Source organism: Crocosphaera watsonii WH 8501, from assembly GCF_000167195.1.
Taxonomy (GTDB): domain Bacteria; phylum Cyanobacteriota; class Cyanobacteriia; order Cyanobacteriales; family Microcystaceae; genus Crocosphaera; species Crocosphaera watsonii.
In genome coordinates this window covers 20202-44043 of sequence record NZ_AADV02000008.1, presented here as the reverse complement: position 1 = coordinate 44043, position 23842 = coordinate 20202, and the positions used below count along the sequence as shown (strand labels likewise).

Sequence of the window (23842 nt, the reverse complement as noted above, 5' to 3'; positions counted from 1 at the left end):
AGATCAAGTCAAGCGAAAACAGTGGTGAACTCGACTCATTTTTATCCTTAACCTAATGTCAGTGGGCTAATGGTACTGACTTATCCCATTAGGGGACGTTCCTTGGTGCTTTTGGGTGTCTCTACCCGTTTAACAACAGGATGGTTTATTCAACATTTTGGAAAATCCTTAAGAATAAACTTGCGCTTCGTTGACATTATATATTGATACGCTGTCTAGGTGGATAGTTATGAGTTGGTAACTCTGATAAAGACGTTAGTGTTTTATCGGCGTTTTTGATTAGAATAGTCAACCCTAGTGGATTAACCTTTAAGGGTTGCGCTTTGCAAGTGTCCCCCTAACAACTAGGGAAGCATAGTTGCCTTGGCATTTCAGGCCGTTGGCACAACTGTCTATTATTTTAACCCGAATATAACCTAAACGCTAGACCTTTGACAAAAGTAAGTAATATCACTGAGAAAGTTTCATTTGTCAATTTGCTTTTTTTGTGGTACACGAATAAACACTGGCACTGGCACAATTTTGGTTGCAACTATCTTTTTATTACTTTATGACGTTTTTTCATCGTTTCAATTCTATTATGTAATAATACTTATTGACAACTACTGTCAGTGACTGCTAATTTGGTAAGCATTATGTAGTTTTATGAACTTTTATTAAGGGGTGCAGGATGCTTAGGTTCAGATTGAGCGAACTCAAACAGAGATATGCTTTAGGAGAAAGACACTTTTCTGATATTGACCTTAGTGGTTTAGATTTGAGTGGGCTAAATCTGGAAGATGTTAATTTTTTAGGGGTTAATTTACAGGGGGCAAATTTACAAGGAACTCATCTACAAAGGGCTAATCTAAAGGATGTTAACCTTGCTGATTCTAATCTCTATCGTGCTAAGCTTAATGATACTAATTTAAGGAAGTCTAACTTAGAAGAGGCAATTTGTCACTATGCTTTTATAGACAATACTGATCTTGATTATGCCTGTTTAAAAAGAACTGATTTTAGTGAAGCTTATTTACGGAATGTTTCCGTTAAAGGCACTCAAATCAATAAGACTGATTTCACAGATAGCACCCTAATCGATGTTAATTTAAGTCAGGCTCATGTTATAGAAATATACTATAGCAGTAATTGCTCACCGCAATAAAAAATCTGTCTTGACAACATAAAGGTAAAATCGGGGATTTTTATGTATAGTGGGGGTTATGACCACAAATGCTACCATTGATTCAAAGCTAGTTAGAGCTATCGCCGATGAACAGTTGGCGAACAATGTCTTCATGATTGAGTAGCTAGTCAAGGCACAACAACAGTTATCTCTTCAACAAAGACTGATTGACCAGCAACAACAACAAATCTCTACACAACAGCAAGAAATTGAAAAATTGAAAGAAGAGAGAGATAAGCTAAAAAACCGTAACTCAAAAAACAGTTCAGTCCCCCCATCATCAGACCCACTAAAAAAGCCTTCTGACAAAAAGAAACGCAAAAAAGGATTTAAACGCGGACCAAAATATGACCACCCAGGGAAGACCCGTAATGGTTTTGGTCAGCCCGATAAGATAGTCCCTTTAGAACTAGAAAACTGTCCTGTTTGTGGGGGTTCAGTGGAACGAGATGAAGTAGTTCCCGAAAAAGTCCAGCAAGTGGCTGAAGTAGTAGACCAACCCATAGAAATCAGGGAATATCGTCGCGGATTCTATAAATGTCCTAGTTGTGGATGGTCAGATTACAGTCCTGTTCCATTGGGAGTTAAAGAAGGATTCCGTTATGGGGCGCGATTAAGTAGCATCCTGGGCTGGCTTGGCTATGGGGGTAATCTTACATGGCGTAAACAGGAACATTTTATAGAGTATGTCTTTGGCATTCCCATTTCTCAAGGGAGCCTTGCCAAAATGCACAAATGGTTTCAAGAAAGTTTAGAACCCTTGACCCAACAGTGGTTAAAGTACATCCAGCAGCCAGGAATCCGATGTGTTGACGAAACCAGTTATTGCATCGATGGCATCAAGTATTGGGTTTGGGTAGCCACATCAAATGAGGTCTGTGTGTTGATGTTGGCTCCCACTAGAAGCTCCGCAGAAGTCGAGAAATTGTTAGGAGCAGATTTTAAGGGCATCCTCACCAGTGACTGCTATAGTGCCTACTTTAGACAAAGTGCGATGGCCAAACAGAAATGTCTGGCACATTTAGAACGAGAGTTAGAGTCCCTTAAAACCAGTCGTTTTCAAGCGAATCGAGAATTTGTTGCCGATGTACAGCAAGTTTTAGCAACCGCCCGTATCCATTATCGTCATTATCATGCTCGAAATTTAACCCTTGAAGACTTAGGCTCCAAAAGAACAGAAGTCGAGAACTCACTGCAAAAGATTTTTAAAGCAACTCCCAAAAAAGGATGGCCTTATGATGCACAAAGATTGATTAACCGTCTCAAACGTCATTGGGAAGAGTGGTTCACCTTTCTAACTTATCCTGAAGTCAAACCAGATAATAATGATGCTGAGAGAGCTTTACGTCCCATTGTCATTCACCGCAAAGTAAGTGGGGGAGCAAGAAGCGACTGGGGTGCAGAGTTAGTCACCCAAATGTTCAGTTTTTTAGAGACCATGAGATTACAGGGGCAAAATGCCATTGTCCAATTATGCGAATTATTGTCATTAGCTGGTCGGAGTCCCCCAGGATTAGAGATGTAAAAGGCTCCGGAGCCGATGGGGGATAGATTTTTCTTGATCCCCCTATCTCTCTGCACAAAAATACACAGGGTTAGCGGATAATCTCCGCTAACAAAAAACTATCTTACTATTCTTTTTTTTTCTCATATTGTTGTTTTTATTTGAGGTTTTAAAAAGACTTGATTCGGGGAATGTTAGTCATTAAAATAGCCGTAATAAATTAGCTTAAATTTTACGCTAAATCACAGGGCTTATATTTTTGTTGACTCAACTGATGTTGTTTGTAGTGCTTTTCAATAAGACTTTTTTGTTGCGGTGAGCAGTTACTTTCAAAGAACTATTTCATACCAACCTTGGGAAACTCAAAAAACTTGTCGTATCTTTAGTTGTGGAAGGCTAAATCCCTGTAAAGGACACGCTGATTTAATCGAAGCGATCGCTATGGTAAATCAAGAAGGTATAGATATTGAGCTAAAAATTGCAGGAGAAGATGAACAAGGGGGTGAAGGATATCATAAACAACTGGATAAATTAGTTCAAGAATTAAATTTAGAAAAGTCTGTTCATCTTCTGGGTGCTGTTTCTGAAGAAAAGGTTCGTCAGTATTTAGAGGAAGCTCATATTTTTGCTTTAGCCAGTTGGAAAGAGCCATTAGGGGTTGCTATTATGGAGGCAATGATGATGGAAGTTCCAATTATAGTGACAGGAGAAGGAGGAGTAAAAGAACTGGTTGATCATGAAGTTAATGGTTTATTAGTGTCTCCTAAATCGCCAAAAGTGTTAGCAGAAGCTATTAAAAAATTATTAAACAATCCTCAATTGAGTTGTGCTTTGTCTAAAGCCAGTCGAGAACGGGTTATTAAGGATTTTAGTAGCGAAAAAAGTGCTAAAATTATTACGGAATTTTTAAGTAAAAATTAGCTAATACAAATAACTTGGATTATCTTATGAATACCAAAAAAAAGAAAGCCCTACTAATAATAGAGCAATGTAACCCTGACTGGTCATCAGTCCCATTAGAAGGTTACAATTATTACAATGGAATTAGTCAATTGTGTAATGTTACATTAGTAACCCATATCAGAAACAAAGAAGCCTTACAGAAACGCCCAGAGCATCAAGACATAATTTATATTGAAGAAAGTCAATTCAGCAAAGTTTATCACAAAATAATAGCTACTTTAACATCGATTGGACGTAAAAATTGGCCACTATACATTGCATTAAGTTACCCTATTTATGAAGAATTTAATAGACAAGTTTACCAGCAATTCAAGGATAAAGTTATAGGAAAAGAATATGATGTCGTTCACATGATTACACCCATGATGCCACGATATCCATCAAAAATGGTTAAAGTTTGTCAAGATACTCCCTTTATATTGGGGCCAGTCAATGGAGGAGTGCCTTTCCCCCCTGGGTTTCAAAAAGTTGCTAGACAAGAATTCGCTTATTTTAACTTTTTACGAGCAGTCGGACGAAACTTAATTCCAGGATATGTAGAAACTTATAAGACAGCTAATAAAATATTAGCAGGTTCAACCTATACTTTAAATCTTATTCAAGATTTATTCAAGATACCAGAAGAACGTCTACAGCTTTTTTATGAAAACGGGATATCTAAAAGCTTTTTCCAAGAAAAAACAATTAATCAAAATAATTCTGTAACTAATTTGCTTTTTGTTGGCCGTTTAGTACCATATAAGGGTGCTGATATGGTTATTGATGCCGTCAGTAATTTATCAGATGATATTAAAAATAAGATTAAATTTACAATTGTAGGAGACGGCTCAGAAAAGGTTAATTTAGAGAGTCAAGTCGAAAATTTAGGCTTAGAAAAGATTGTTTCTTTTACAGGTTGGATCAAACAAAGCGAAACTGTCAATTATTATAAGGAAGCTGACATTTTTTGTTTTCCTTCTATTCGAGAGTTTGGAGGAGCCGTGGTTTTGGAGGCGATGGCTTGTGGTTTACCTTGTATCGTGGCTAATAATGGGGGTATTGGAGAGTATGTAACGCCAGAAACAGGTTTTAGTATTGAACCTAAATCCAGGGAATACTTAGTAGAGACATTGACTGAAAAAATCACAACCTTGATAGAAAATAAAGCATTACTAGAGGAAATGTCAGCTAAATGCTATGAAAGAGTTCAAGAGTTTGAGTGGAATATAAAAGCTAAGAAAATAGTTGACATTTATGAGCAATCAATTATGTAAAAATAGCTAACAATGATCTGCATAGTGATTAGTCGGGAAAAATCAATCAGATTATTCTCCGTATTGCGATCCACCACAGAACTAATCACTACGCACATGACAAGTTAAGGGACTATCAGTGATATCTTTGTAAAAAATCGTTACAATAAAAACAATAAGTTATAAAGAAATATTACAGAAATGATTAATGCTGACCTCCAACAGATATCCTTGCAACTGGAAAGCGAAAACTCTCGCGATCGCCTCTTAGCTTTGGCCTCTTTACGGGAAGTCTCAGCAGAAGAAGCTGTCCCTTTAATCAAAAAAGTCTTAGACGATGAAATCTTACAAGTGCGATCTATGGCGGTTTTTGCTCTGGGGGTTAAACAAACCGACGAATGTTATCCTATTTTAGTTAAACTGTTGGAGAGTGACCCAGACTATGGCATTCGGGCTGATGCAGCCGGTGCTTTAGGGTATCTCGAAGATCCTCGGGCCTACGAACCCTTATCTAGAGCATTCTACGAAGACACGCAATGGTTAGTCCGTTTTAGTGCTGCTGTTTCCTTGGGTAACTTAGGGGACATTCGCGCCAAAAACCTCTTGTTACAAGCTTTAGACAGCAAAGAAACCGTGATGCACCAAGCGGCGATCGCAGCTATAGGAGAGATCAAGGCCGTTGATGCTATTGACGATATCTTACGGTTTGCCAACTCAGAAGACTGGTTAGTGCGTCAACGTCTAGCACAAGCTCTAGGTAACTTTAACACAGAAAAGAGTATTGCTGCGCTTAAGTTTTTAGGCAAAGATTCTCAACCCCAAGTCAGAGAAGCAGCGTTATTCTCCCTCAACCTCCTGCAAACTAATAGTTAAGAAGTAAGGCATCTCTCATGATACACTTAGGGTTATGGGATAGCTGAAATTTCACCCATCACCCTATTTTAAGCAGAGAATTAAACAGTAGTCATGGACATACAAACCTTTTTAGAATTATGTATTGGTCAATGGTTTTCTCAGCAAAGTAGCTATCAGTTTGATACTGAAAAAGCAGAAAGTCAGAAATCAGAATTAACAGTAGAATGGTTAGAGGCTAATCATTCTACTGTTGTCTCTCTTTGTCAACAATATCATCTCGATCCTAGTCAGGCCATTGGCGGTAAAAAAATTAGCTGGAATAGTTCCAGTGACTATGGAGAAAAAAAGCAAACAGGAAATGCAACAATAATTTTAATTCCTGATAGTAATAAACCAAAAGTAGGTAAAATAATCCAAACTTTTCAGTCTCAACCTCCATCCCCAGGAAGCTATTTGTTAGCAGAAGACGAGGCATTAAATTTAACCCTTGAGGTTGGTGATTTTTTAATGGAAGAAAGGATCTGGTTTGCTAGTGAGAACTTACGATTGCGTACCAGTTTAATCAAGGGAAATAATGGTTACAGTCGCACTGCTTTTTACTCAGAAATTCGTCGACTACCCCCACAACAAGCAGCTTAAGTTGTTTATGTTAGAAACTAATGGTATTGAATTCTGAGTTTCTAACTGATAATAAAATAAAATAAAAACCACCACAAAACTATAGTATTCTAATCTAAAGTAGCTAAAAACAATCGAGGGAAAGTATGCGTATTTTAATCATGGGGGGAACCCGTTTTATCGGGGTTTATCTCACCAAAGAATTAGTCAAAAAAGGCCACGAAGTAGTATTATTCAACCGAGGAAATAAACCAGCACCCATTGAAGGGATAAAACAAATTCACGGTGATCGCAAAGATGCTACCCAGTTAAAAGAGAAGTTAGCATCTGAAAGTTTTGAGGCAATTTTTGATAATAATGGTCGAGAATTAAGCGATACTCAACCCCTAATAGAAATCTTTAAAGATCAACTTAAACATTTTGTCTATGTTAGTTCGGCCGGGGTTTATTTAAAGTCAGGGCAAATGCCTCATATAGAAGGGGATGAAGTTGATCCCAATAGTCGTCACAAAGGTAAATTTGCCACAGAAAGCTACTTAGAAAAATCCGGTATTCCCTGGACTTCTATTCGTCCCAGCTATATCTATGGTCCACAAAACTATAACGATTTAGAAGCTTGGTTTTTTGATCGAATTGTCAGAAATAGACCCATTCCTATTCCTAGTAATGGTTTACATATTACCCAGTTTGGTCATATTCAAGACTTAGTTACAGCTATGGCTGCTGTATTAGGAAATGAACAAGCGATCGGACAAATTTATAACATTTCAGGGGAGCGTTATGTTACCTTTGACGGGTTAGCTAAAGCTTGCGCGGTGGCTGCTGGTAAATCTGCTGATGATCTTAATATTATTCACTATGATCCTAAACAATTCGACTTTGGGAAAAAGAAAGCCTTTCCTTTAAGAATACAGCACTTTTTCGCTGATATTCATAAAGCATTACAGGAATTAAATTGGCAACCTAAATATGATTTAATTAGTGGGTTAAAAGATTCCTTTGAAAACGATTATTTAGCTTCTAAACGAGATCAAGCTGAGATTGATTTTAGTTTAGACGAACAAATTTTATCAGCGTCTTAATAGTAGGGTGGGCATTGCCCACCTTACAGTTTAGAATTAATATAGAAGAATAAAATTTATGGAGACTAAAAGTATGATTCCTGCCAATTATAGACGATTTTTGTTATTATTAACCCTAATAGCTACCTTATTTTTCGGTAATCCCATATTGCCTGTGATGGCAGTAGATTATAATCGAGCTAACTTAGTAGGAGTGGATTTTTCGGGTCAAGATTTGCGTAAAGAAGCTTTGTTTGACCATGCTAACCTACGAGATAGTAATTTTAGTAATGCTAATGTGCAAGGGGTTCGATTTTTTAGTGCTAACTTAGACTCAGCAAATTTTGAGGGAGCGGATCTTCGGTATGCAGATTTAGAAGTTGCTCGTTTAACCAAAGTTAACTTTACTAATGCAATTTTAGAAGGAGCATTTGCCACCAATATTTTAGTACAAGGGGCCATTATTGATGGGGCAGATTTTACCGATGTATTGTTAGATCCTAAAACAGAAAAATATCTATGTACCATCGCCACAGGAACAAATCCTATTACAGGAAGAAATACTAAAGACACTTTATACTGTCCTTAGATGCTAGGGTGGGTTATATGGGGATAATTTAGATTATACTGTTAAGGTCTAAAAATTCTTTGTAACCCACCATTATATAAATTTTTCCTGCTTTTGACTAACCTTAAATTTATTTTTATTAACTGCATCAAACATAGAGTTAACAACAGAAACAACACAAGGTACTGCAACTGAGTTTCCTACTAATTTTCTAGCTGCTGAATAAGAACCAATTAATTGAAAATAATCAGGAAAACCTTGTAAGCGGAGCATTTCTCTTTCTGTTAAACGACGTTTACCATTGACTAAAAGATAATTGTAAGAAGCTCCTGCTCTCATGGCACAAGAATAAGGATAAGCACTAATATGCCCTCCTTTATTTTCATGCCAAATTGTAATTTCATGCTGAGTATTTTTCTTATATTTAGCTAACCTTTTTTTTGTATGTGTTCAGAAGCATAGTAAAATTCTGAGACAGATTTTTCTATTATTTCTGATAATGGTTTCCTAGATATATTCGGCTTTTTAAAAGTAAAATTAAGGGGGTCTCGCAAGCCAATAATAAAAATTCTTTCTCGTTTTTGAGGTAAGCCAAAATCTAAAGCATTTAAGACTTTATACTCTGTATAATAACCCAAATCAGATAAAATTTCTAAGATAGTGTTTAAGGTTTTTCCCTTATTATGTCCTACTAATTGTTTAACATTTTCTAATATAAAAGCATAGGGCTTATGATAGTCAAGAACTCTAGCAATATCAAAAAATAAAGTCCCTCTTGTATCTTCAAAACCCTGAAGCTTACCACAAATACTAAAAGTTTGACAAGGAAAACCTGCTAATAAAAGATTATGATTAGGAATTAACTCTACAGGAATTTGTGTTATATCTCCTTGGGGTTTATCCTTAAAATTAGCTTCGTAATTTTTTTGAGCATCAGCATCAATATCAGAAGAAAAAACACAAATTGGTTTGATTTTATGCTCTTTAAATTTATAGTGAGAGCAAACTAACTCTAAAGCAATCCTAAAGCCTCCAATTCCACAAAATAGATCAATATATTTTAGTTCTAAATTAGAATTCTTACTATTTGAGTTACTGGTAAATAACATTAAAAATATAAAATCAGCTATTTAGTATAATTATAAACCCAATTTCTAGGAAAGGTGGGCATTGCCCACCCTACATTTTAAACGTTCCAGTTAACCCAATCTTGAGGTTTCAAGAAGGTATTATATAACTCAGCTTCGGGGGTATTTGGTTCGGGATCATAACAGTATTCCCAACGAACCAAAGGAGGTAAAGACATTAAAATAGATTCTGTACGACCATTAGTTTGTAAACCGAAAATTGTGCCGCGATCGTACACTAAATTAAACTCTACATACCGTCCCCGACGATACAATTGGAACTGTCTTTGTTTGTCCTCATATTCTGTGTTACGACGCTTCTCAACAATGGGAAGATAAGCAGTTAAAAAAGCCCGTCCACAGTCATTAACAAAAGCAAATAAATCTTCCCAAGTACGGTTTTCTTGAGGGGGTAATTGATTGCTATATTTGGCTGCTGCCTTATCAGCATGGGGACCACGATATAAGGGATCGGTTCCATCCTGATAGTCAAAGAAAAGACCACCTACACCGCGGGTTTCTTGACGGTGTTTAAGATAGAAATATTCATCACACCAAGGTTTAAACACCGAATAATATTCAGGGTGATGTTTATCACAAGTTTCCTTTAAAGTTTGATGAAACTGTTTTACATCTTCAGCAAATGGGTAATAAGGAGTTAAGTCAATACCACCCCCAAACCACCAAACAGGCCCCGCTTCAAAATAACGATAGTTGAGGTGAACCGTGGGAACATAAGGGTTACGGGGATGCAATACCATAGAAGTCCCTGTGGCGTAAAAACCGTGTCCCTCTGCTTCGGGACGCTGTTTTAAGATGGATGGGGGTAACTGTTTTCCCCATACTTCTGAAAAATTAACCCCACCTTGTTCTAAAAAATTACCATCTCTGATAACACGGGAACGGCCACCTCCACCTTCTTCTCTGTCCCAACTATCCTGACGAAAGGTACTCCCGCCGTCTGCTGTTTCGAGTCCCTGACAAATTTCATCTTGAAGGGTTTTCATAAAATCACTAACCCTTGTTTTCGCGTCTGTGGGGGGTAAAGAAGTTTGTTGAGGAGTGGTAACGTCTGCTGTTATTGGGCTCATAATTTCTTTTTAACACCTATCCTGAAACATTTAACCGTAACTTGTCCATCAGTGACAAAGTTACACCTATTGATTAATCTAAGGCTTAGTGGGTCAAAAGTATTATTAAGTTTGGTAAAGACTAGAAAGTTCAAAGACCTAGAATCAATCTAGCAATGGAAAAATAAATTAACACCCCAACTACATCTACTGCTGTAGTAATAAAAGGGGCTGACATCAAGGCAGGATCAAGACCAAAAGAGCGAAATACAAAGGGTAAAGCTGAACCTGCAACAGAGGCTAAAATAGCGATCGCCACTAAGCTAATACCAACACATATAGAAACTAACCAGTTACCTTGTAACCCATAAGCCCAAACCGTAGCTAATAAACCCAATGCTAACCCTAATAAAGCCCCTGCCATCAACTCTCTTAAAATAACCTGTCCAGCACCAAGATCCTTGATATCGTCAGTGTTTAAACCACGAATAACCACCGTTGAAGACTGAGCGCCAACATTGCCCCCTGTGCCTGTTAAAAGGGGAATAAACGCCGTGAGAATGGCCATTTGTTCTAGTAAACCCACTTGGGATTTAATAATGGTGCCGGTGACAGTATTAGTCAACAGCAAAATTAATAACCACATCACCCGTTTACGAGCTACTGTCAATAAATTAGTCTGAAAGTAGTTATCTCCATCAGCTTGAACCCCACCTAAAGCATAAATGTCTTCGGTGGCTTCTTCTTCTAAGATATCGATGACATCATCAACGGTAACAACCCCCACTAATCTTTGTTCGTTGTCCACCACGGGAACAGCTAATAAGTCGTAGCGTTGGATCACCCGGGCTACTTCTTCTTGATCATCGATGGTGTTGACAGAAACTATATCTTTGGTCATGATCTCCTCTAAACTTATGTCTGGGGAAGATAAAACTAAATCTCTTAGAGAGACAATGCCTACTAAACGACGAAAGCCATCGGTTACATAAAGATAGTAAACAATTTCTGAGGCAGTGGCTAAGGTTCTAATTTTTTCTAGGGTTTGCCCAACGGTTAAAGTTTGTTTGAGGGAGATATATTCCGGGGTCATGATGCGTCCGGCGGTATCTTCCTCATAGCCTAATAATAAAGCCGTGTTTTGCCGTTCTTCGGTGCTTAACTGTTCGAGTAAACGACGCACTACCTTGGCCGGTAACTCATCAAATAAACGGGCCCGATCGTCCGGGGACATTTGGTCCACAATATCCCTAACTTCCTGTTGTTTGAATTGTTCAACCAAAGATTGTTGAACCGTGGAATCTAAATTTTCATAGACGGCGATCGCTTCTTCTTTCAGCAATAAACGGAAGGCGATCACCTGCATTGACTCCGGTAAACCTTCGATAGCTTCGGCAATATCTACCGGTTGCACGGGAACCAAGAGGGCTTTTGCCCCTTGTAAATTACTTTGTTCTAATAATATGGCTAATTGGTTGCACACCAATTGACGCAACTCTTTACGGTTATTGGATTGTAGGGTAGTTACAGGTTCATTCAAAGTTTACCTTTTCCTTGCGCCTAGTCATAACGATATTAGCAAAACTTGACCTTGATGAGAAACAAACAGTCTCCCAGTCTCCCAAGTCTCCCCTTAACTTACCGCTATATAAAACTTACTCAAACTTACTTATGAAGTTTTTAGGCTCATGATAACTTGGTTTGAGTCTATTTTACTTCCTGCTTCATCCAAGGGAGTCGGCTCTGACTTGTCCACAGGCGTAACTTTGGTCGTAGCTCGGCCTAGTTTTTCCAAGTTTTTTGCTGCGTTTAAATCCCTATCTATTTGATAATGACATTTTCCGCAACAAAACACTCTTTCAGATAATAGCAATGAGTCTTTTTTTTCTCCACAGTTATAACAAGTTTTACTAGAAGGATAAAACCTATCTGCTACCACAAGTTTTGACCCGTATAATTTACTTTTGTATTCCAACTGTCTTCTGAACTCATAAAACCCCATATCTGCTATTGCTTTCGCTAATTTATGATTAGCCATCATTCCTGATACATTCAAATCTTCTATCACATTTACTGCGTGGTTTTTGCTTAAGTTTGATGTCAATTTATGTAATGTATCTTTTCTGAGATTAGCAATTCTTCTATGCAGTTTCTGAACTTTTAATTTAGCTTTTTGGTAGTTAGACGAACCGAAGCTTTTTCGGGTTAATTCTCTTTGAAGTTTAGCTAATTTACCTGACAGCTTTCTATAAGAGTATGCTCCTTCAAAAACTTTTCCTGTAGATAGTGTGGCTAAGGTTTTTATTCCCAAATCTATCCCTACTACATCTACTTCTTTGTCGGTAGTTATGGAATCTATCTCTATTCTAAAAGAAATAAACCAACGTTCAGCTTCTCTGCTAATAGTGACATTTTTGGGTTGATGAATAGTAGGTAATCTCTCATAAGTTTTCAGTTTTCCTATGACGGGTACTTGGATTAAATGAGAAGATAGAATGCGGATAGTTCCATCTAAAGTAAAACTATCATGTCGTCCTTTCTTCTTGAATTGTGGTCTTTTTTTCTTTTTGTTAAAGCAATCACGCCAAGCAAAGGCTAAATGTCTCAGGGCAAATTGTGGAGCGCATTTTGACACATCATAATACCATTCATTCTGCGGTTTAACTAATTTGTTTAACCATTTGTGTAAATCAATTGCTGTAGGAAATTTTATTTTTTCTGAGTCTGAACAATTCTTATTATGGTCTAAAATAGCCAGACACAAATCATTGCCCCAATTGTAAGCATGACGAGCGACACCCGCATGACGAGCCAGTTGTTGACGTTGGGTTTGATTTAATTTAAGTTGGGTCTTAAAGCCTAACAACATGGCATTTTTGAGATAATGACCAAAACTGTTGAGTTTAATTGTATTATATTAGGGTTTTAAACACAATAACCTACTTATTTATTAAATATAGCTACTGATATGAGTAATTTTAGATAATATTAGGTATTTTTTTGGGGAGCAGCATCAACCCCCTCGTAAAACTTGTAAGTCTTCTTCGTCGAAACTTTCCCTGACTCCATTACGAATTAATTCGGAAAAGTCTTCGTTAGGAACCATAAAACAGAGGGCGTATAAACGATCTTGGCCAATATTTCTAATTTCATGAATACCGGTGGGACGGACTAATAAACTATCCCCTGGATGTAAGGGAATATCTTTCCCATCACAAACCGCTAAACCTTTGCCTTTGAGGATAAAAAACATTTCCACAGCGAAGTTATGGCGATGGGTTGGGGTACTTCCTCCTGGATCAAATATTTCCACACAAACCGTCAAAGAATCATCGGCCATACTGCTATCAAAAACGATCGCTAAACGGTTAGTATCGTGGGGAGTGATGCGAAAGACGAGATAATCTTCAGGGGTTTTGATCACAGGGATCATGCAGTGATCGTTAAGTAAAGCTACATTAGTGTTCATGGTTACATTAAGTGTAAGTGTTCTCCTTATTTGCCTCCCATTCTAAAGGCCATTTTATTAACCTGAGTCTAATATAAGACAATTAATAGATTAAGTAGTAAAAACGAGGAGTCTAAAACACTTATGATTTCTTTTCCAAAATCATAACTCCGAACTCCGAACTCCGAACTCCGAACTCCGATTTCTTAATCGTCTTTGAGCAACCAAAAACCGCTAAATGTTTCTACATCGGGACGAGGTTGAATGGCCAGAAAATGAACTCCTTCAGCTTTATTTTTGGTATCTTCAAACCCCTTCCCTTCTGCAACGCCGCTTTGATCGGTTAAATTTGCTAAAATCCAACTATCGCTCAAGCCGGTTTCTAGGGAAAGAATAGGCAGGGGTTTAGACTTAAACTTGAGAGCAACTAATTCTAAACCTGACATCCAAGCTGCTAAGGGTAGGGCCCGTTGAGAATAGATGATAAACCCAGGAATTTTTGTATCAGGGGAAAGATCGGCTAAAGCGAGGGGAAACCCTTCTCCAAAGCGTATATCCCATTCCTTCATCTCCTCAAAGGCCGATGCTTCGAGACTAACAAAGGTCCATTTATCGGAGCGATCGCCTCTCACTGCATCTGGTAATGCGATCGCATCTAGTGCGGGATAAGCGACACTTGCATTGGTTGCTGCTGCTTCGTTGTAACCCTCTTGACTGGGATAAAAGTCTTGTTGACGTTGCTTAAGCCAATGGTTTAGGGTATAGGTACGACGACTGGGAGTAGCCACCAAGCCAGCATCTTCGCAAGCTTTAACAATCATATTATTCATCTGACGACGGAAAAATCGGACTTTGCTGGGTGCTTCTCCTGTTTTTTCCATGGCTGTTTCTATCGCTTCCCTTAACCACATAGAGTTTACCGTCTTGGGGGGACAAAATTTAGCATAACGAAACCCGTCTTCTAACGATCCTTGGCTATCTGTCTGGGTTTCACAGATCAAGACTTCCCATTGTTTCTTTTTATTTTCGTCTAAAATTGGTCGTGAATAAAAATCTAGTTCCCAAACCTTACCCATGATTTACCTTTAATCGTTGAATGACTAATGGTAGTATTTTATCAGAATAGGAAATCAAAAAGTTTTTATTGTTTCAATTATTAATCAATTTAAACTATATGACAAATATCCTCTATGAGTAACCCTATTTATGAATCACAATAACCGAAATCCAGTTCTATTAATTCACGGAATTTATAACACATCTGCTAAATTTAACAGAATGACCAAATATCTTACTAATTTAGGTTGGGAGGTTCATCGTTTGTCTCTTAACCCGAATAATGGGAATGGTCATCTTGAACAATTAGCTCAACAAGTTGACAATTATGTTAATAACAATTTTTTCCCTAAACAACCCATTGATTTAGTTGGTTTTAGTATGGGTGGATTGGTAACTCGCTATTATTTACAACGTCTTGGGGGAATTAAAAAAGTTCAACGTTACATCAATATTTCTGCCCCTAATAATGGAACAATGACTGCTTATGTATTACCTAATCCAGGGATTAAACAAATGCGTCCCAACAGTCAATTTTTACAGGACTTAAACAAGGATATAGAAACAACTTTAAATCAGATTGATGTCACCGTGATTTGGACTCCTTTTGATTTGATGATTTTTCCGCCATCTAGTTCTAAAATGGGGATAGGAGAAGAGATTAAATTACCTGTTTTAATTCATGAACAAATGGTGAGACATCACCAACTACTAAAAACTGTCTCTGACTCCCTCTCTAAACCTGTTAAAATATGAAAAAGTAAAATTATTAAAACATGGATTCTAAGTTAGAACAATTTCAACTAAAATATCAAGAAGGACAAGCATTATTAGACAGAGGACAATATCGTAGTAGCGTCAAAACCCTCGAAGAAGCTAAATCATTGGTTAACCCATCTTCAAAATTAGGAGGAGAAGTTCAACTTTCTTTAGTGACTGCTTATCAAGGAATTAATAAGTTAGAGGATGCCATCGCCCTTTGTCAAGAGTTAACCGCTCACCCTAACTTAGCTATTCGTCAACAAAGTCAACGTATATTATATATTCTCAAAGCCCCTCAATTAAAACGTCCTGAAGAATGGATGACAAAAATTCCTACAACTACTAACACAGAAGATAACCCAACCCCCCGTTATATCCAAGCGAAACCTGTTACTAAACCCTTGGAAAAACCATCTCTGAACCTAGAAGATACTACTCAAATGGACACCAAAGATAACGGGTTTATTGGCTTAGCTTTAGGATTATTTGTTGTCATCATTGGTGGGTTAATTTGGTTAAGTTAACTTTTTGTTGTTTCCAATGAGTCGATAATCCCTAATAATTCCCGTTCAAAAGTGACTTGTGAGCGGTTGGTTTTTCCTCCAAGATAACAACGTTCATCTTCCTGTAATACCCAAATTTGGGAATGAGAAACATAACTCATAATCACACCCATCATCAATAAACCAAAACCAGCATAAACAAAAGGAATACCAGGATCTGCTTTAATTTGTAACCCTGTACTACCAATTAATTGATGAATTTTTAGTTTTACCCCATTGATATCTAAGATCATTCCAGGTCTAACTGCACTGTAAAGATCCCCTTGTTGATCGTAAACCATCATGGTTCCTTGTAAGTCTTTGGCTAACAAAGAAACTCCTTCGCTTAGATCGGTTTTTGTGGGTATCCAAGTCCCCCAAATTCTCCCGTTTCCATTAGTATTTAAAGGAGCCATAGGTAATTGAAAAATAGGACTATTATTAACCTGCGCTTGAACAGCCGCAATTCCCCAATCAGTTTGATAAAAAGTAACCCCACCATAACGTAAAGGTTCATTAACATATATTTTTTTATGCTTTAATTCTTCCCCATCGTTATTAATCACGGAAAGGTCAGAATAAAACTGATCAATTGTTCCGTCTGGGGTATAGTCAATCCAAAAACGGTTCACCCGAATTCCCCAATTTTGCGGTATTTGCGGTTGAGATAAGGGACCTGCTTCGATAATATTATTAACCTTAAACTCAGAACCACCGGGAACCATCGCTTGGGCTAAAAATCCTGTTAATGCCCCCCAAATAGCACCCCCCAAGATGATTAACATAGCAGCATGAACTACAATGGGGCCTATTCTGCCGATAATGCCTTTTCTGGCATAAATAGATTGATTTTCTTGAAAGGTTTTATAGCCTTTTTGTTGTAAAGTCTCGTTAACCGAAGCGAGATTATCAACGTTTAATTGTGTACTTAAAGCTAACTTTTGAAACTGTCGGGGTTTCTGGTAAAATTTCCACTTTCTTGCTGCTTTTAGTGCCGGAAATTGACGGGTCAAGGTACAAGCTGTTAGGCTAGTGCCGAAAAGAACTAAGATCGATAAGAACCACCAGGTTGTATAAACATGGTTGAGTCCTAATATTAAGATAACTTTCCAGGTTAAAAAGCCAAATAAGGCCGGATCTTCTGGATAGTTTTCTTGGTAAAAAGGGATGCTTTCTCCCTGTTCGATAACAGTTCCGCTAATACTAAATACGGCGATCGCTAATAGTAAAACAATGGCTAAGCGAAGATCCGCGACTGTTTTGATAAGTTGTCGCCACGCTTGTTTTAGTGAAGACAGATTTTCTGTGGTTTGAGGAGAATCAGATATAGTCATATTTCACAACAATTCTTACTTCAATTATAAACCAATAGCTCCATTATTTGCTAGGTTTATTATATTTATTTCCTCTATCAAGATATGATTGGAGGAAGAAATTATTATCTAAGTTTGGGGAAGATAATTTAACTGGTTTAAACCCTTTAACATGATAATTTTAGGAGAAGTTATTTAATGGTAAGCGAGATAACAAGGAAAACATCCCGAATACGATTAAAGAAACTCCACTTACAGGATTAATCCAACTGGACCAACGACGTAATTCTAACAACTTTTTCAGGGTTGCTGTAAAGGTTCCTGCTAAGATTAAAGGCAGGACATAACCCACGGTGTAAGCTAATAATAATACACCTCCTAAAATTAAGTCTTGTTTAGTGGCAACCCAAGCTAATAATGTTGCTAAAACTGGGGTACTGCAAGGAGAGGCAACTAACCCAAAAGTTAACCCCAGAGAGTAGGAACGAACTGCCGGAGGAAGCTCCTCAGTAATCCAATTTGTTTCTCCTAAAGAGGGAAATTGAAAGGAAATAACTTCCAAAAGATTTAACCCCATTAAAATTGCGATAATACTCACAACAATGGGTAATCCCACACCAATTTGTCCATAAACTTTTCCTAATGATGCTGCTAGAATTCCTAACCCGGCTAAAGTAGTAGCTAACCCCAAAGAAAACCAAGCAGATTGACGCATTCCCTGTAACTTTCCTTGAGACTCATACCCTCCAATATAAGCGATGGTAATGGGTAACATAGAGAGCATACAAGGGGTTAAACTGGTTAATAGTCCTGCTAAGAATATGATAGCAATACTAACAAATCCCAGGTGATCAAGCTGTAAAGAAACTAAGCGATTAGCAAATTGTTGAAGGTGATAAATTTCAGTTTGTAAGGAATCAAGCATAAATAAGAGGGTGTGATGGTAGAGTTAGTTATTCTCTCATTATAACTTAATTATTGTGACCTTTGCTGCTATCTGAGCGGAGATTACCTAAAAAATGCCCAATCAGGTATAAAGAACCTGCTATAACAATTACTTGCTGAGAATTTTGTTCATTTGTGGCTTTTTCTAGAGCAGAAAAAATGTTTTTTTCTGGTTTAATTCTTGTTAACTGGGGACATATTTGTTTTGCTAATATTGCTAAATAATCAGGCTTGGCTGTACTATGGTCAGGAACAGGAACTAAATATAAACTATCCTTGGCTCTTAGTAATTCTTGAAAAACTTTATCGTGTTCTTTGGTGGATAACATTCCCATAATCCAAATAACAGATTTATCTAAGGTATCAACGTAATTGCGTAACATTTTCGCAGCCGCAGGATTATGCGCACCATCGATTAAAATAGAATGATTGTGCCATTTAATCCATTGTATTCTTCCCAACCATTGAGTTTTTTTAATTCCTTGCTGAATATGTTTTTTGGTAATATTCCACCCTTGTTGTTGTAAAATTTTTATGGCTTCTATAGCTAAAGCAGAATTGTTTAACTGCATTTTTCCTAATAAGGGCAAAGAATATTTAATGTTTTCATATACAACCAAATTTTCATCTATTAAAGTAGCAGGTTCAATCCAAGTACAGGGAGAATTTAAAGCATCAATATGAGACTGAAAAACTGGTTTGACTTCGTCAGGAACTTGACCCATAATTACAGTACATCCTGACTTAAAAATACCTGCTTTCTCTCCGGCAATATCTGTAATAGTTGGTCCCAACTGTTGCCAATGTTCTCTACTAAGAGAAGTAATCACTGTAGCTAAAGGGCGATGGCAAACATTAGTGGCATCCAAACGACCCCCTAAACCCACTTCTATGACAGCAATATCCACTTTTTGCTGATAAAAATAAACCCAAGCTGCTGCCGTAATAATTTCAAATTGTGTGGGAATATCTTGAGTCGTATTAATGGAGTTTTTAATCTTAATTAAAATAGTTTCTAGTTCAGATTCTGCAATAGGTTGATTATTAATACAAATTCTTTCTGTCCAATCAATTAAATGGGGAGATGTATAACGTCCTACTCTATAACCAGCTTCCGTTAAAATAGAGGATAAATAGGCACAAACGGAACCCTTCCCATTTGTCCCCCCAACATGAATAATGGGAATATGTTGATGAGGATTATCTAATTGAGCTAGTAAAGTTTTAATCCGATCTAACCCTAAGTGAACACCAAAACGCTGAAAGCTTTGTAGGAGAGAAGTAATACTCATTCGTTACCTAGCTAAAGATTAAATATTTCCTAATTTTCTAACATAGAGTGGTCAATGGACAAAAATAAACGCTACACTACACACAACCCTAGTTAAATATACCAGCATGGAAGGTGAGGAGCAGGACTGTTTTAGAATAAACTATTAGAAAAATTTATTAAGTACCTTTTCTAATAAAATTTCAACTTATCTGTGAACCAATCCAAAAAAGCTGTGTATAATGGGGTGGTGAGTGAGGCTATGAACTCTGTAGTCAATCTATATGGTGTGAGGAAAGCTGAAAATGCTAAAATCGTTATGGAAAACCATGCTGGTTAGTCCAGCAGTTCTGGGGATGGCTCTTGCGGCCAATTCTGCAAATGCTGAAAATGCCCCATCATCCTTGTTTAGTGAAAGTGCCACCCAAGGCTTAGAAATTGCCCAGGCACAGGATGAATTATTAGAAAAGCTTGAAAATTACAGCCAAGAGGGTCTCTCTAACAACGCCAACGAGCAGGTTACCAGCGTCAGTGAGCTACGGGACGTTTCCCCCACTGACTGGGCTTATGAAGCATTAAGAAGCCTAGTTGAGCGTTACGGTTGTATTGTGGGTTATCCCGACCGTACCTTCCGAGGCAACCGCGCTACCTCCCGTTGGGAATTCGCCGCAGGTTTAAACGCTTGTTTAAATACAATGGAACGTTTAATCCAAGAAAATGTTGCGGTACTTCGGGAAGATATCGAAAAGCTCAAACGCTTAATGCAGGAATTTGAAGCAGAATTAGCTGCTTTGGGCGCTCGTGTAGATAACTTAGAAGGACGGGTTGCTTTCTTAGAAGATCACCAATTCTCCACCACAACCAAGTTGGTTGGGGAAGTAATCATGGCTGTAACCGCGGCTGGTGGTAGTCGTTCTTCTGAAGATAACCAAGCAGTATTTCAAGACCGTATTCGTTTGAGCTTCAACACCAGTTTCAGTGGAGAAGACCTCTTAGTTACCCGTTTATCAGCCAGTACAGGTACAGGAACAGACCGTTTCACCTTAAACGAGCCTAACCTACGGGTTCTCAACCCCAACACTGGTCAACCCATTGGTATTGCCTTCGCAGAAAACACTTTAATCAACCCCACTGCGACCCAAACCTTTAACATTGGTCCCCGTCGTAACGAAGAGAATAACGATGTAACCATCGACTGGGTTGGTTATTATGCTCCCATTGAGCCGTTAGAAGATTGGAGAATCAACACCTACGTCGCTCCTTGGGGTGGACGTTGGCACCACTTCGTACCTACCTTAAACCCCTTCTTCGAGGATTTTGACGGTGGTAAAGGTTCTTTAAGTACATTTGCTCAACGTAACCCCATCTACCGCATCGGTGGTGGTGGTGGTGCTGGTATGAGCTTCCAACTTGGTTTCCTGGAAAGTTTACTTGGTCCTACCTCTGTTAGCTTCGGTTATTTAGCAGGTACTACTAACGATCCTTCTTTAAACGGTGGTGGAGATGGATTTGAGGGTAACTGCGATGGTAACTCCCGATTAGTTAACGGTATTAACCCGGCAACTTGTCAAGAATACAGTGAAAGTGCTGGTGGTAACGGTTTATTCAACGGTAACTACGGTGCTTTGGCTCAAATCAACGGTAATCTTTTTGATATATTCAATATTGCGTTTACTTACGTTCACGCTTACCACAAACCTGATTCACCCATCTTTGGTCAAGGTATTCCTACCGGTCCTGGGGAAGTGGGAACCTCGTTTGCTAACTTCTCTCGTTCTGAGTTAAACAACGCCTTTGCTCTTGGTTCTGTTGGAGAACCTGGAACCCCTACCGACGTTTATAACACCAACGGCACAAACTCCAACGATCCCCTACAGGTTAACCCCTTTGACATTGGTGGTAAAGTAACCAACAGTTATGGTGGTCAGTTAACCTGGCGTGTTGCTGAATGGTTGAACTTCAGTGCCTTTGGTTCATTCACCAACGTTCGTTTCATGGGTCGTGGTAAGAGTGCTGAGATTTGGACTGGTGGTGGCGGTTTCGCCTTCCCCGATCTCTTCAAAGAAGGAAACCTCTTAGGTATCTTTGCAGGGGTTCAACCCTATCATGGTGGTCGTCAACGTCCTTACTTGGGTCAAAGACAAGGTTTCTTTAACCTTCCTAGTCGTAACCCCATCACTGCAGAAGTCTTCTACCGTTACCAACTTACTGATAACATTTCTCTGACTCCTGGTGTTATTTGGATCTCTAACCCCGACCAATTTGTTAACATCCAAGGTGCTGACGATGAAGTAATTGGAACCCTTCGTGGAACCTTCTCTTTCTAAACTCTGATCACCCTAATTTGATCTAAGCTCAAGTATTTGTTAACCCTGCTGTGTGCAGGGTTTTTTGTATTATCGTTGAACCAGTAGTGCAGATTTTAGCGATCGCCTGTGAACCTTCTGAAAAATCAAACAGCCCTATAAGTCATTGGGACCTTTTCCTGAATAGCTTGACCAGTTCCTCCACAGAAAACACAAGTTTCCTCTCTTTGGATATCTCCAGTACAATCTCGGATCTCGATGTATCCTTTTCCTTCACAATGATGGCAGTCTTTTTGTTGTTTCATGATTTTTTTAAATTAGCTTAATTTTGATTATTTTATAATATACTAATTGTTCTAAGAAATCTTGTCTAAGTTCTTGTTTTGAGATTTGATCGTAATTAATCTCTGACATTAAATTATCTCTCCATTAGGGATTATTTCAAAATATAGTGATCTATTTAGGGTTTGCTGAAAAAGTTTCTCCAAAATTTATGCCACTTTTGACCAAGAATTTTCTGACAAATCAATAAGTTTTAGTACATAAAAATTGTTTAAAGTATAATCAAAATTAATGAAAGGCGGTTTGATGAGTTCCCCTGTTCTATTATTAGTAAATAAGGACAAAAAAAGCGACAAAAACTGCCTCAGAAGTTTAGAAAGATTGACAACTAAAAATGTAATAGCAATAGATGTAATGGAGGTTTCAGGGAGTTTTGTCATCACGAGATTTAGGCTAAATCTTCGTTTAGCTTGTCCAAACTTTCCCTCAATAGCATTACGGAAGCATTCATCGGAGTGGGCTTGTTTCTTTTCTTCTTCACTGACATTTTTCGGAGGTCTTCCTAACTTCGGACCACTGATTTTTATCCCTCTTTCCTTACACCAATTTCTGTTTTCCCTAGTTCGATAAATTTTATCTACATGGACGGATTCGGGATAATAGCCAAACGTTTCTTTATACTTTTCTACTTGTTCTTTTAAATGACAAGATTCATTGAAGTTTTCCCAACTTATTTTGTCTAGAAACACATAGTTATCTACACAGCTTACTGAGAGTTTAGCTCCAAACTCTATTGGTTTTCCTGCTTTTCCCCTCACTATTGGACGAATATGCGGTTGAGTTAAACTTACAATTCTTTGAGGAACACTCTGGGTCTTATTCTCCCACATTGACTGCTGTTGTTCATAAACTTTTTTGATAGTCTCTAGACAATTTTTCTGTCTTTTACTCAGATTTTCCAGGGAAGCCCCAGCTTGAATTAAGTCTTCTATATTTCCTAAATTTTTCTTAAGGTATTTTAACTGTTTCCCGATAGCTTTTCTTCTTTCTTGATAAGATACTTTTCGTTTTTTAGCTACTTTTAATTATTCCTTTCTAGCAATTTTTCTAGAAGTTCTCGGCTTTTTTCTCAATTTTACTCTTAATGGTTTATAAAGATTATCTATTATTCTTTCTGTCTCAATTCTGGCTTGATTTAATATGCCTAAATCCGTTGGGTATTTGATGTCTGCTGGCGCACAAGTCGCATCTAAAATTAGTTTACCTTTATTTTTTATTTTTTCTCCTTTTTCTTGGAGACAATCCTTTTTTTTTACTTCTTTATCACTCTTGTCTATTTCTCTTTTTACTATTTTTTTATTGATTTTGTTTATCAATTCTCCATCAATTCTTTTCCTAAAATGAAGTAGCATTGAAGATTCCAGTGGTGGCTCTTGTTGATAACAATTTAAACCTATAAAGTATTGTAGATAGGGATTTTCTCTAATCTGTTCTATAGTTTCTCTATCACTTGTTCCTAATTTTTCCTTAATAATTAATGTCCCTAATGCCATTCTAAATAGTTTGGCTGGCGCACCTTTTTCTGCTGAAAAAAGTTTAGCATATTCTTCCTCAAAATCATCCCAAGGTATCAACTCTGCCATGATTACCCAACGATTATTGGGGGACAATTTGCCCTCGAAAGGTAATTCAAATTTTTCTGGGGGCGGTAAAGGTTGCTCCTCTTTTCGATACATTTGTTCTTGAGCAACAACT

General features: G+C 37.8%; 18 protein-coding genes and 3 pseudogenes. 11 read left to right on the top strand and 10 right to left on the bottom strand.

Features of this window, described 5'->3' with window-relative positions:
• The first annotated feature begins 685 nt into the window (after positions 1 to 685).
• From CWATDRAFT_RS11945 to CWATDRAFT_RS11910, 8 genes and pseudogenes are all read left to right on the top strand, one after another.
• A complete protein-coding gene (locus CWATDRAFT_RS11945) occupies positions 686 to 1144 on the top strand; it encodes a pentapeptide repeat-containing protein (protein WP_232287082.1) in 459 nt (152 codons plus the stop codon).
• A 49-nt stretch (positions 1145 to 1193) separates the two neighbouring features.
• Positions 1194 to 2690, top strand: a pseudogene (locus CWATDRAFT_RS11940) (IS66-like element ISCwa4 family transposase).
• Between the two features lie 294 nt (positions 2691 to 2984).
• Complete coding sequence (locus CWATDRAFT_RS11935; RefSeq protein WP_007305251.1) at positions 2985 to 3590, top strand: glycosyltransferase family 4 protein; 606 nt, start codon at positions 2985 to 2987, stop codon at positions 3588 to 3590.
• Between the two features lie 26 nt (positions 3591 to 3616).
• Positions 3617 to 4885: a glycosyltransferase family 4 protein gene (locus tag CWATDRAFT_RS11930; RefSeq protein ID WP_007305252.1), complete on the top strand. Its 1269-nt coding sequence runs from the start codon at positions 3617 to 3619 to the stop codon at positions 4883 to 4885.
• A 180-nt stretch (positions 4886 to 5065) separates the two neighbouring features.
• Positions 5066 to 5737 (top strand): HEAT repeat domain-containing protein, encoded by a 672-nt coding sequence (locus CWATDRAFT_RS11925; RefSeq protein ID WP_007305253.1) that lies wholly within the window; start codon positions 5066 to 5068, stop codon positions 5735 to 5737.
• Positions 5738 to 5830: 93 nt separating this feature from the next.
• On the top strand, positions 5831 to 6358 hold the full coding sequence (locus CWATDRAFT_RS11920; RefSeq protein ID WP_007305254.1) for a phycobiliprotein lyase: 528 nt from the start codon (positions 5831 to 5833) through the stop codon (positions 6356 to 6358).
• Between the two features lie 125 nt (positions 6359 to 6483).
• Positions 6484 to 7419 carry an NAD-dependent epimerase/dehydratase family protein gene (locus CWATDRAFT_RS11915; RefSeq protein ID WP_007305255.1) on the top strand — a complete coding sequence of 312 codons (936 nt, stop codon included), beginning with the start codon at positions 6484 to 6486 and terminating at the stop codon, positions 7417 to 7419.
• 73 nt (positions 7420 to 7492) lie between these two features.
• Positions 7493 to 7987, top strand: a complete 495-nt coding sequence (locus CWATDRAFT_RS11910; RefSeq protein ID WP_007305256.1) for a pentapeptide repeat-containing protein — start codon at positions 7493 to 7495, stop codon at positions 7985 to 7987.
• Positions 7988 to 8059: 72 nt separating this feature from the next.
• Here CWATDRAFT_RS11910 and CWATDRAFT_RS11905 read toward each other — a convergent pair.
• From CWATDRAFT_RS11905 to CWATDRAFT_RS11880, 6 genes and pseudogenes are all read right to left on the bottom strand, one after another.
• Positions 8060 to 9075: pseudogene (locus tag CWATDRAFT_RS11905) on the bottom strand (DNA cytosine methyltransferase).
• A 77-nt stretch (positions 9076 to 9152) separates the two neighbouring features.
• Positions 9153 to 10184 carry an oxygen-dependent coproporphyrinogen oxidase gene (gene hemF / locus CWATDRAFT_RS11900; RefSeq protein ID WP_007305226.1) on the bottom strand — a complete coding sequence of 344 codons (1032 nt, stop codon included), beginning with the start codon at positions 10182 to 10184 and terminating at the stop codon, positions 9153 to 9155.
• Positions 10185 to 10314: 130 nt separating this feature from the next.
• The gene (gene mgtE, locus CWATDRAFT_RS11895) at positions 10315 to 11703 is read right to left on the bottom strand and encodes a magnesium transporter (RefSeq protein ID WP_007305225.1); all 1389 of its coding nucleotides are present in this window, start codon (positions 11701 to 11703) and stop codon (positions 10315 to 10317) included.
• 129 nt (positions 11704 to 11832) lie between these two features.
• Positions 11833 to 13032 carry an RNA-guided endonuclease InsQ/TnpB family protein gene (locus CWATDRAFT_RS11890; protein WP_007305224.1) on the bottom strand — a complete coding sequence of 400 codons (1200 nt, stop codon included), beginning with the start codon at positions 13030 to 13032 and terminating at the stop codon, positions 11833 to 11835.
• Positions 13033 to 13176: 144 nt separating this feature from the next.
• Positions 13177 to 13632 carry a cupin domain-containing protein gene (locus CWATDRAFT_RS11885; protein WP_007305223.1) on the bottom strand — a complete coding sequence of 152 codons (456 nt, stop codon included), beginning with the start codon at positions 13630 to 13632 and terminating at the stop codon, positions 13177 to 13179.
• A gap of 185 nt (positions 13633 to 13817) precedes the next feature.
• Positions 13818 to 14687, bottom strand: coding sequence for a Tab2/Atab2 family RNA-binding protein (locus tag CWATDRAFT_RS11880; RefSeq protein WP_007305222.1), 870 nt, complete (start codon positions 14685 to 14687; stop codon positions 13818 to 13820).
• 130 nt (positions 14688 to 14817) lie between these two features.
• Between CWATDRAFT_RS11880 and CWATDRAFT_RS11875 the strand changes: the two genes are divergently transcribed.
• Entirely contained in the window at positions 14818 to 15423 is a 606-nt protein-coding gene (locus tag CWATDRAFT_RS11875; protein ID WP_007305257.1) for an esterase/lipase family protein, read from the top strand.
• 20 nt (positions 15424 to 15443) lie between these two features.
• A complete protein-coding gene (locus tag CWATDRAFT_RS11870; protein ID WP_007305258.1) occupies positions 15444 to 15953 on the top strand; it encodes an outer membrane protein assembly factor BamD in 510 nt (169 codons plus the stop codon).
• Here the strand turns inward: CWATDRAFT_RS11870 and CWATDRAFT_RS11865 are convergent.
• The 3 genes from CWATDRAFT_RS11865 to CWATDRAFT_RS11855 form a co-directional block, all read right to left on the bottom strand.
• Positions 15950 to 17305: a cytochrome c biogenesis protein gene (locus CWATDRAFT_RS11865; RefSeq protein ID WP_007305221.1), complete on the bottom strand. Its 1356-nt coding sequence runs from the start codon at positions 17303 to 17305 to the stop codon at positions 15950 to 15952. The genes CWATDRAFT_RS11870 and CWATDRAFT_RS11865 overlap by 4 nt on opposite strands.
• Positions 17306 to 17465: 160 nt before the next feature.
• Positions 17466 to 18209, bottom strand: a complete 744-nt coding sequence (locus CWATDRAFT_RS11860) for a cytochrome c biogenesis protein CcdA (protein WP_007305220.1) — start codon at positions 18207 to 18209, stop codon at positions 17466 to 17468.
• 46 nt (positions 18210 to 18255) lie between these two features.
• A complete protein-coding gene (locus tag CWATDRAFT_RS11855) occupies positions 18256 to 19521 on the bottom strand; it encodes a bifunctional folylpolyglutamate synthase/dihydrofolate synthase (RefSeq protein WP_007305219.1) in 1266 nt (421 codons plus the stop codon).
• A 283-nt stretch (positions 19522 to 19804) separates the two neighbouring features.
• Here CWATDRAFT_RS11855 and CWATDRAFT_RS11850 point away from each other — a divergent pair, with 283 nt between their 5' ends.
• Positions 19805 to 21826, top strand: a complete 2022-nt coding sequence (locus CWATDRAFT_RS11850) for an iron uptake porin (RefSeq protein ID WP_007305259.1) — start codon at positions 19805 to 19807, stop codon at positions 21824 to 21826.
• A gap of 470 nt (positions 21827 to 22296) precedes the next feature.
• On the opposite strand, the pseudogene CWATDRAFT_RS33500 reads toward CWATDRAFT_RS11850, so the two are convergent.
• A pseudogene (locus tag CWATDRAFT_RS33500) lies at positions 22297 to 23823 on the bottom strand (IS5-like element ISCwa2 family transposase).
• Positions 23824 to 23842 lie beyond the last annotated feature (19 nt).

Coding starts and splice junctions, on each gene's coding strand:
- CWATDRAFT_RS11915 (WP_007305255.1), top strand. CDS start 6,484: ATGCGTATTTTAATCATGGGGGGAACCCGTTTTATCGGGGTTTATCTC.
- CWATDRAFT_RS11860 (WP_007305220.1), bottom strand. CDS start 18,209: ATGCTTGATTCCTTACAAACTGAAATTTATCACCTTCAACAATTTGCT.
- CWATDRAFT_RS11865 (WP_007305221.1), bottom strand. CDS start 17,305: ATGACTATATCTGATTCTCCTCAAACCACAGAAAATCTGTCTTCACTA.
- CWATDRAFT_RS11850 (WP_007305259.1), top strand. CDS start 19,805: ATGCTAAAATCGTTATGGAAAACCATGCTGGTTAGTCCAGCAGTTCTG.
- hemF (WP_007305226.1), bottom strand. CDS start 10,184: ATGAGCCCAATAACAGCAGACGTTACCACTCCTCAACAAACTTCTTTA.
- CWATDRAFT_RS11855 (WP_007305219.1), bottom strand. CDS start 19,521: ATGAGTATTACTTCTCTCCTACAAAGCTTTCAGCGTTTTGGTGTTCAC.
- CWATDRAFT_RS11885 (WP_007305223.1), bottom strand. CDS start 13,632: ATGAACACTAATGTAGCTTTACTTAACGATCACTGCATGATCCCTGTG.
- CWATDRAFT_RS11870 (WP_007305258.1), top strand. CDS start 15,444: ATGGATTCTAAGTTAGAACAATTTCAACTAAAATATCAAGAAGGACAA.
- CWATDRAFT_RS11890 (WP_007305224.1), bottom strand. CDS start 13,032: ATGTTGTTAGGCTTTAAGACCCAACTTAAATTAAATCAAACCCAACGT.
- CWATDRAFT_RS11875 (WP_007305257.1), top strand. CDS start 14,818: ATGAATCACAATAACCGAAATCCAGTTCTATTAATTCACGGAATTTAT.
- CWATDRAFT_RS11880 (WP_007305222.1), bottom strand. CDS start 14,687: ATGGGTAAGGTTTGGGAACTAGATTTTTATTCACGACCAATTTTAGAC.
- CWATDRAFT_RS11925 (WP_007305253.1), top strand. CDS start 5,066: ATGATTAATGCTGACCTCCAACAGATATCCTTGCAACTGGAAAGCGAA.
- CWATDRAFT_RS11930 (WP_007305252.1), top strand. CDS start 3,617: ATGAATACCAAAAAAAAGAAAGCCCTACTAATAATAGAGCAATGTAAC.
- CWATDRAFT_RS11920 (WP_007305254.1), top strand. CDS start 5,831: ATGGACATACAAACCTTTTTAGAATTATGTATTGGTCAATGGTTTTCT.
- CWATDRAFT_RS11910 (WP_007305256.1), top strand. CDS start 7,493: ATGATTCCTGCCAATTATAGACGATTTTTGTTATTATTAACCCTAATA.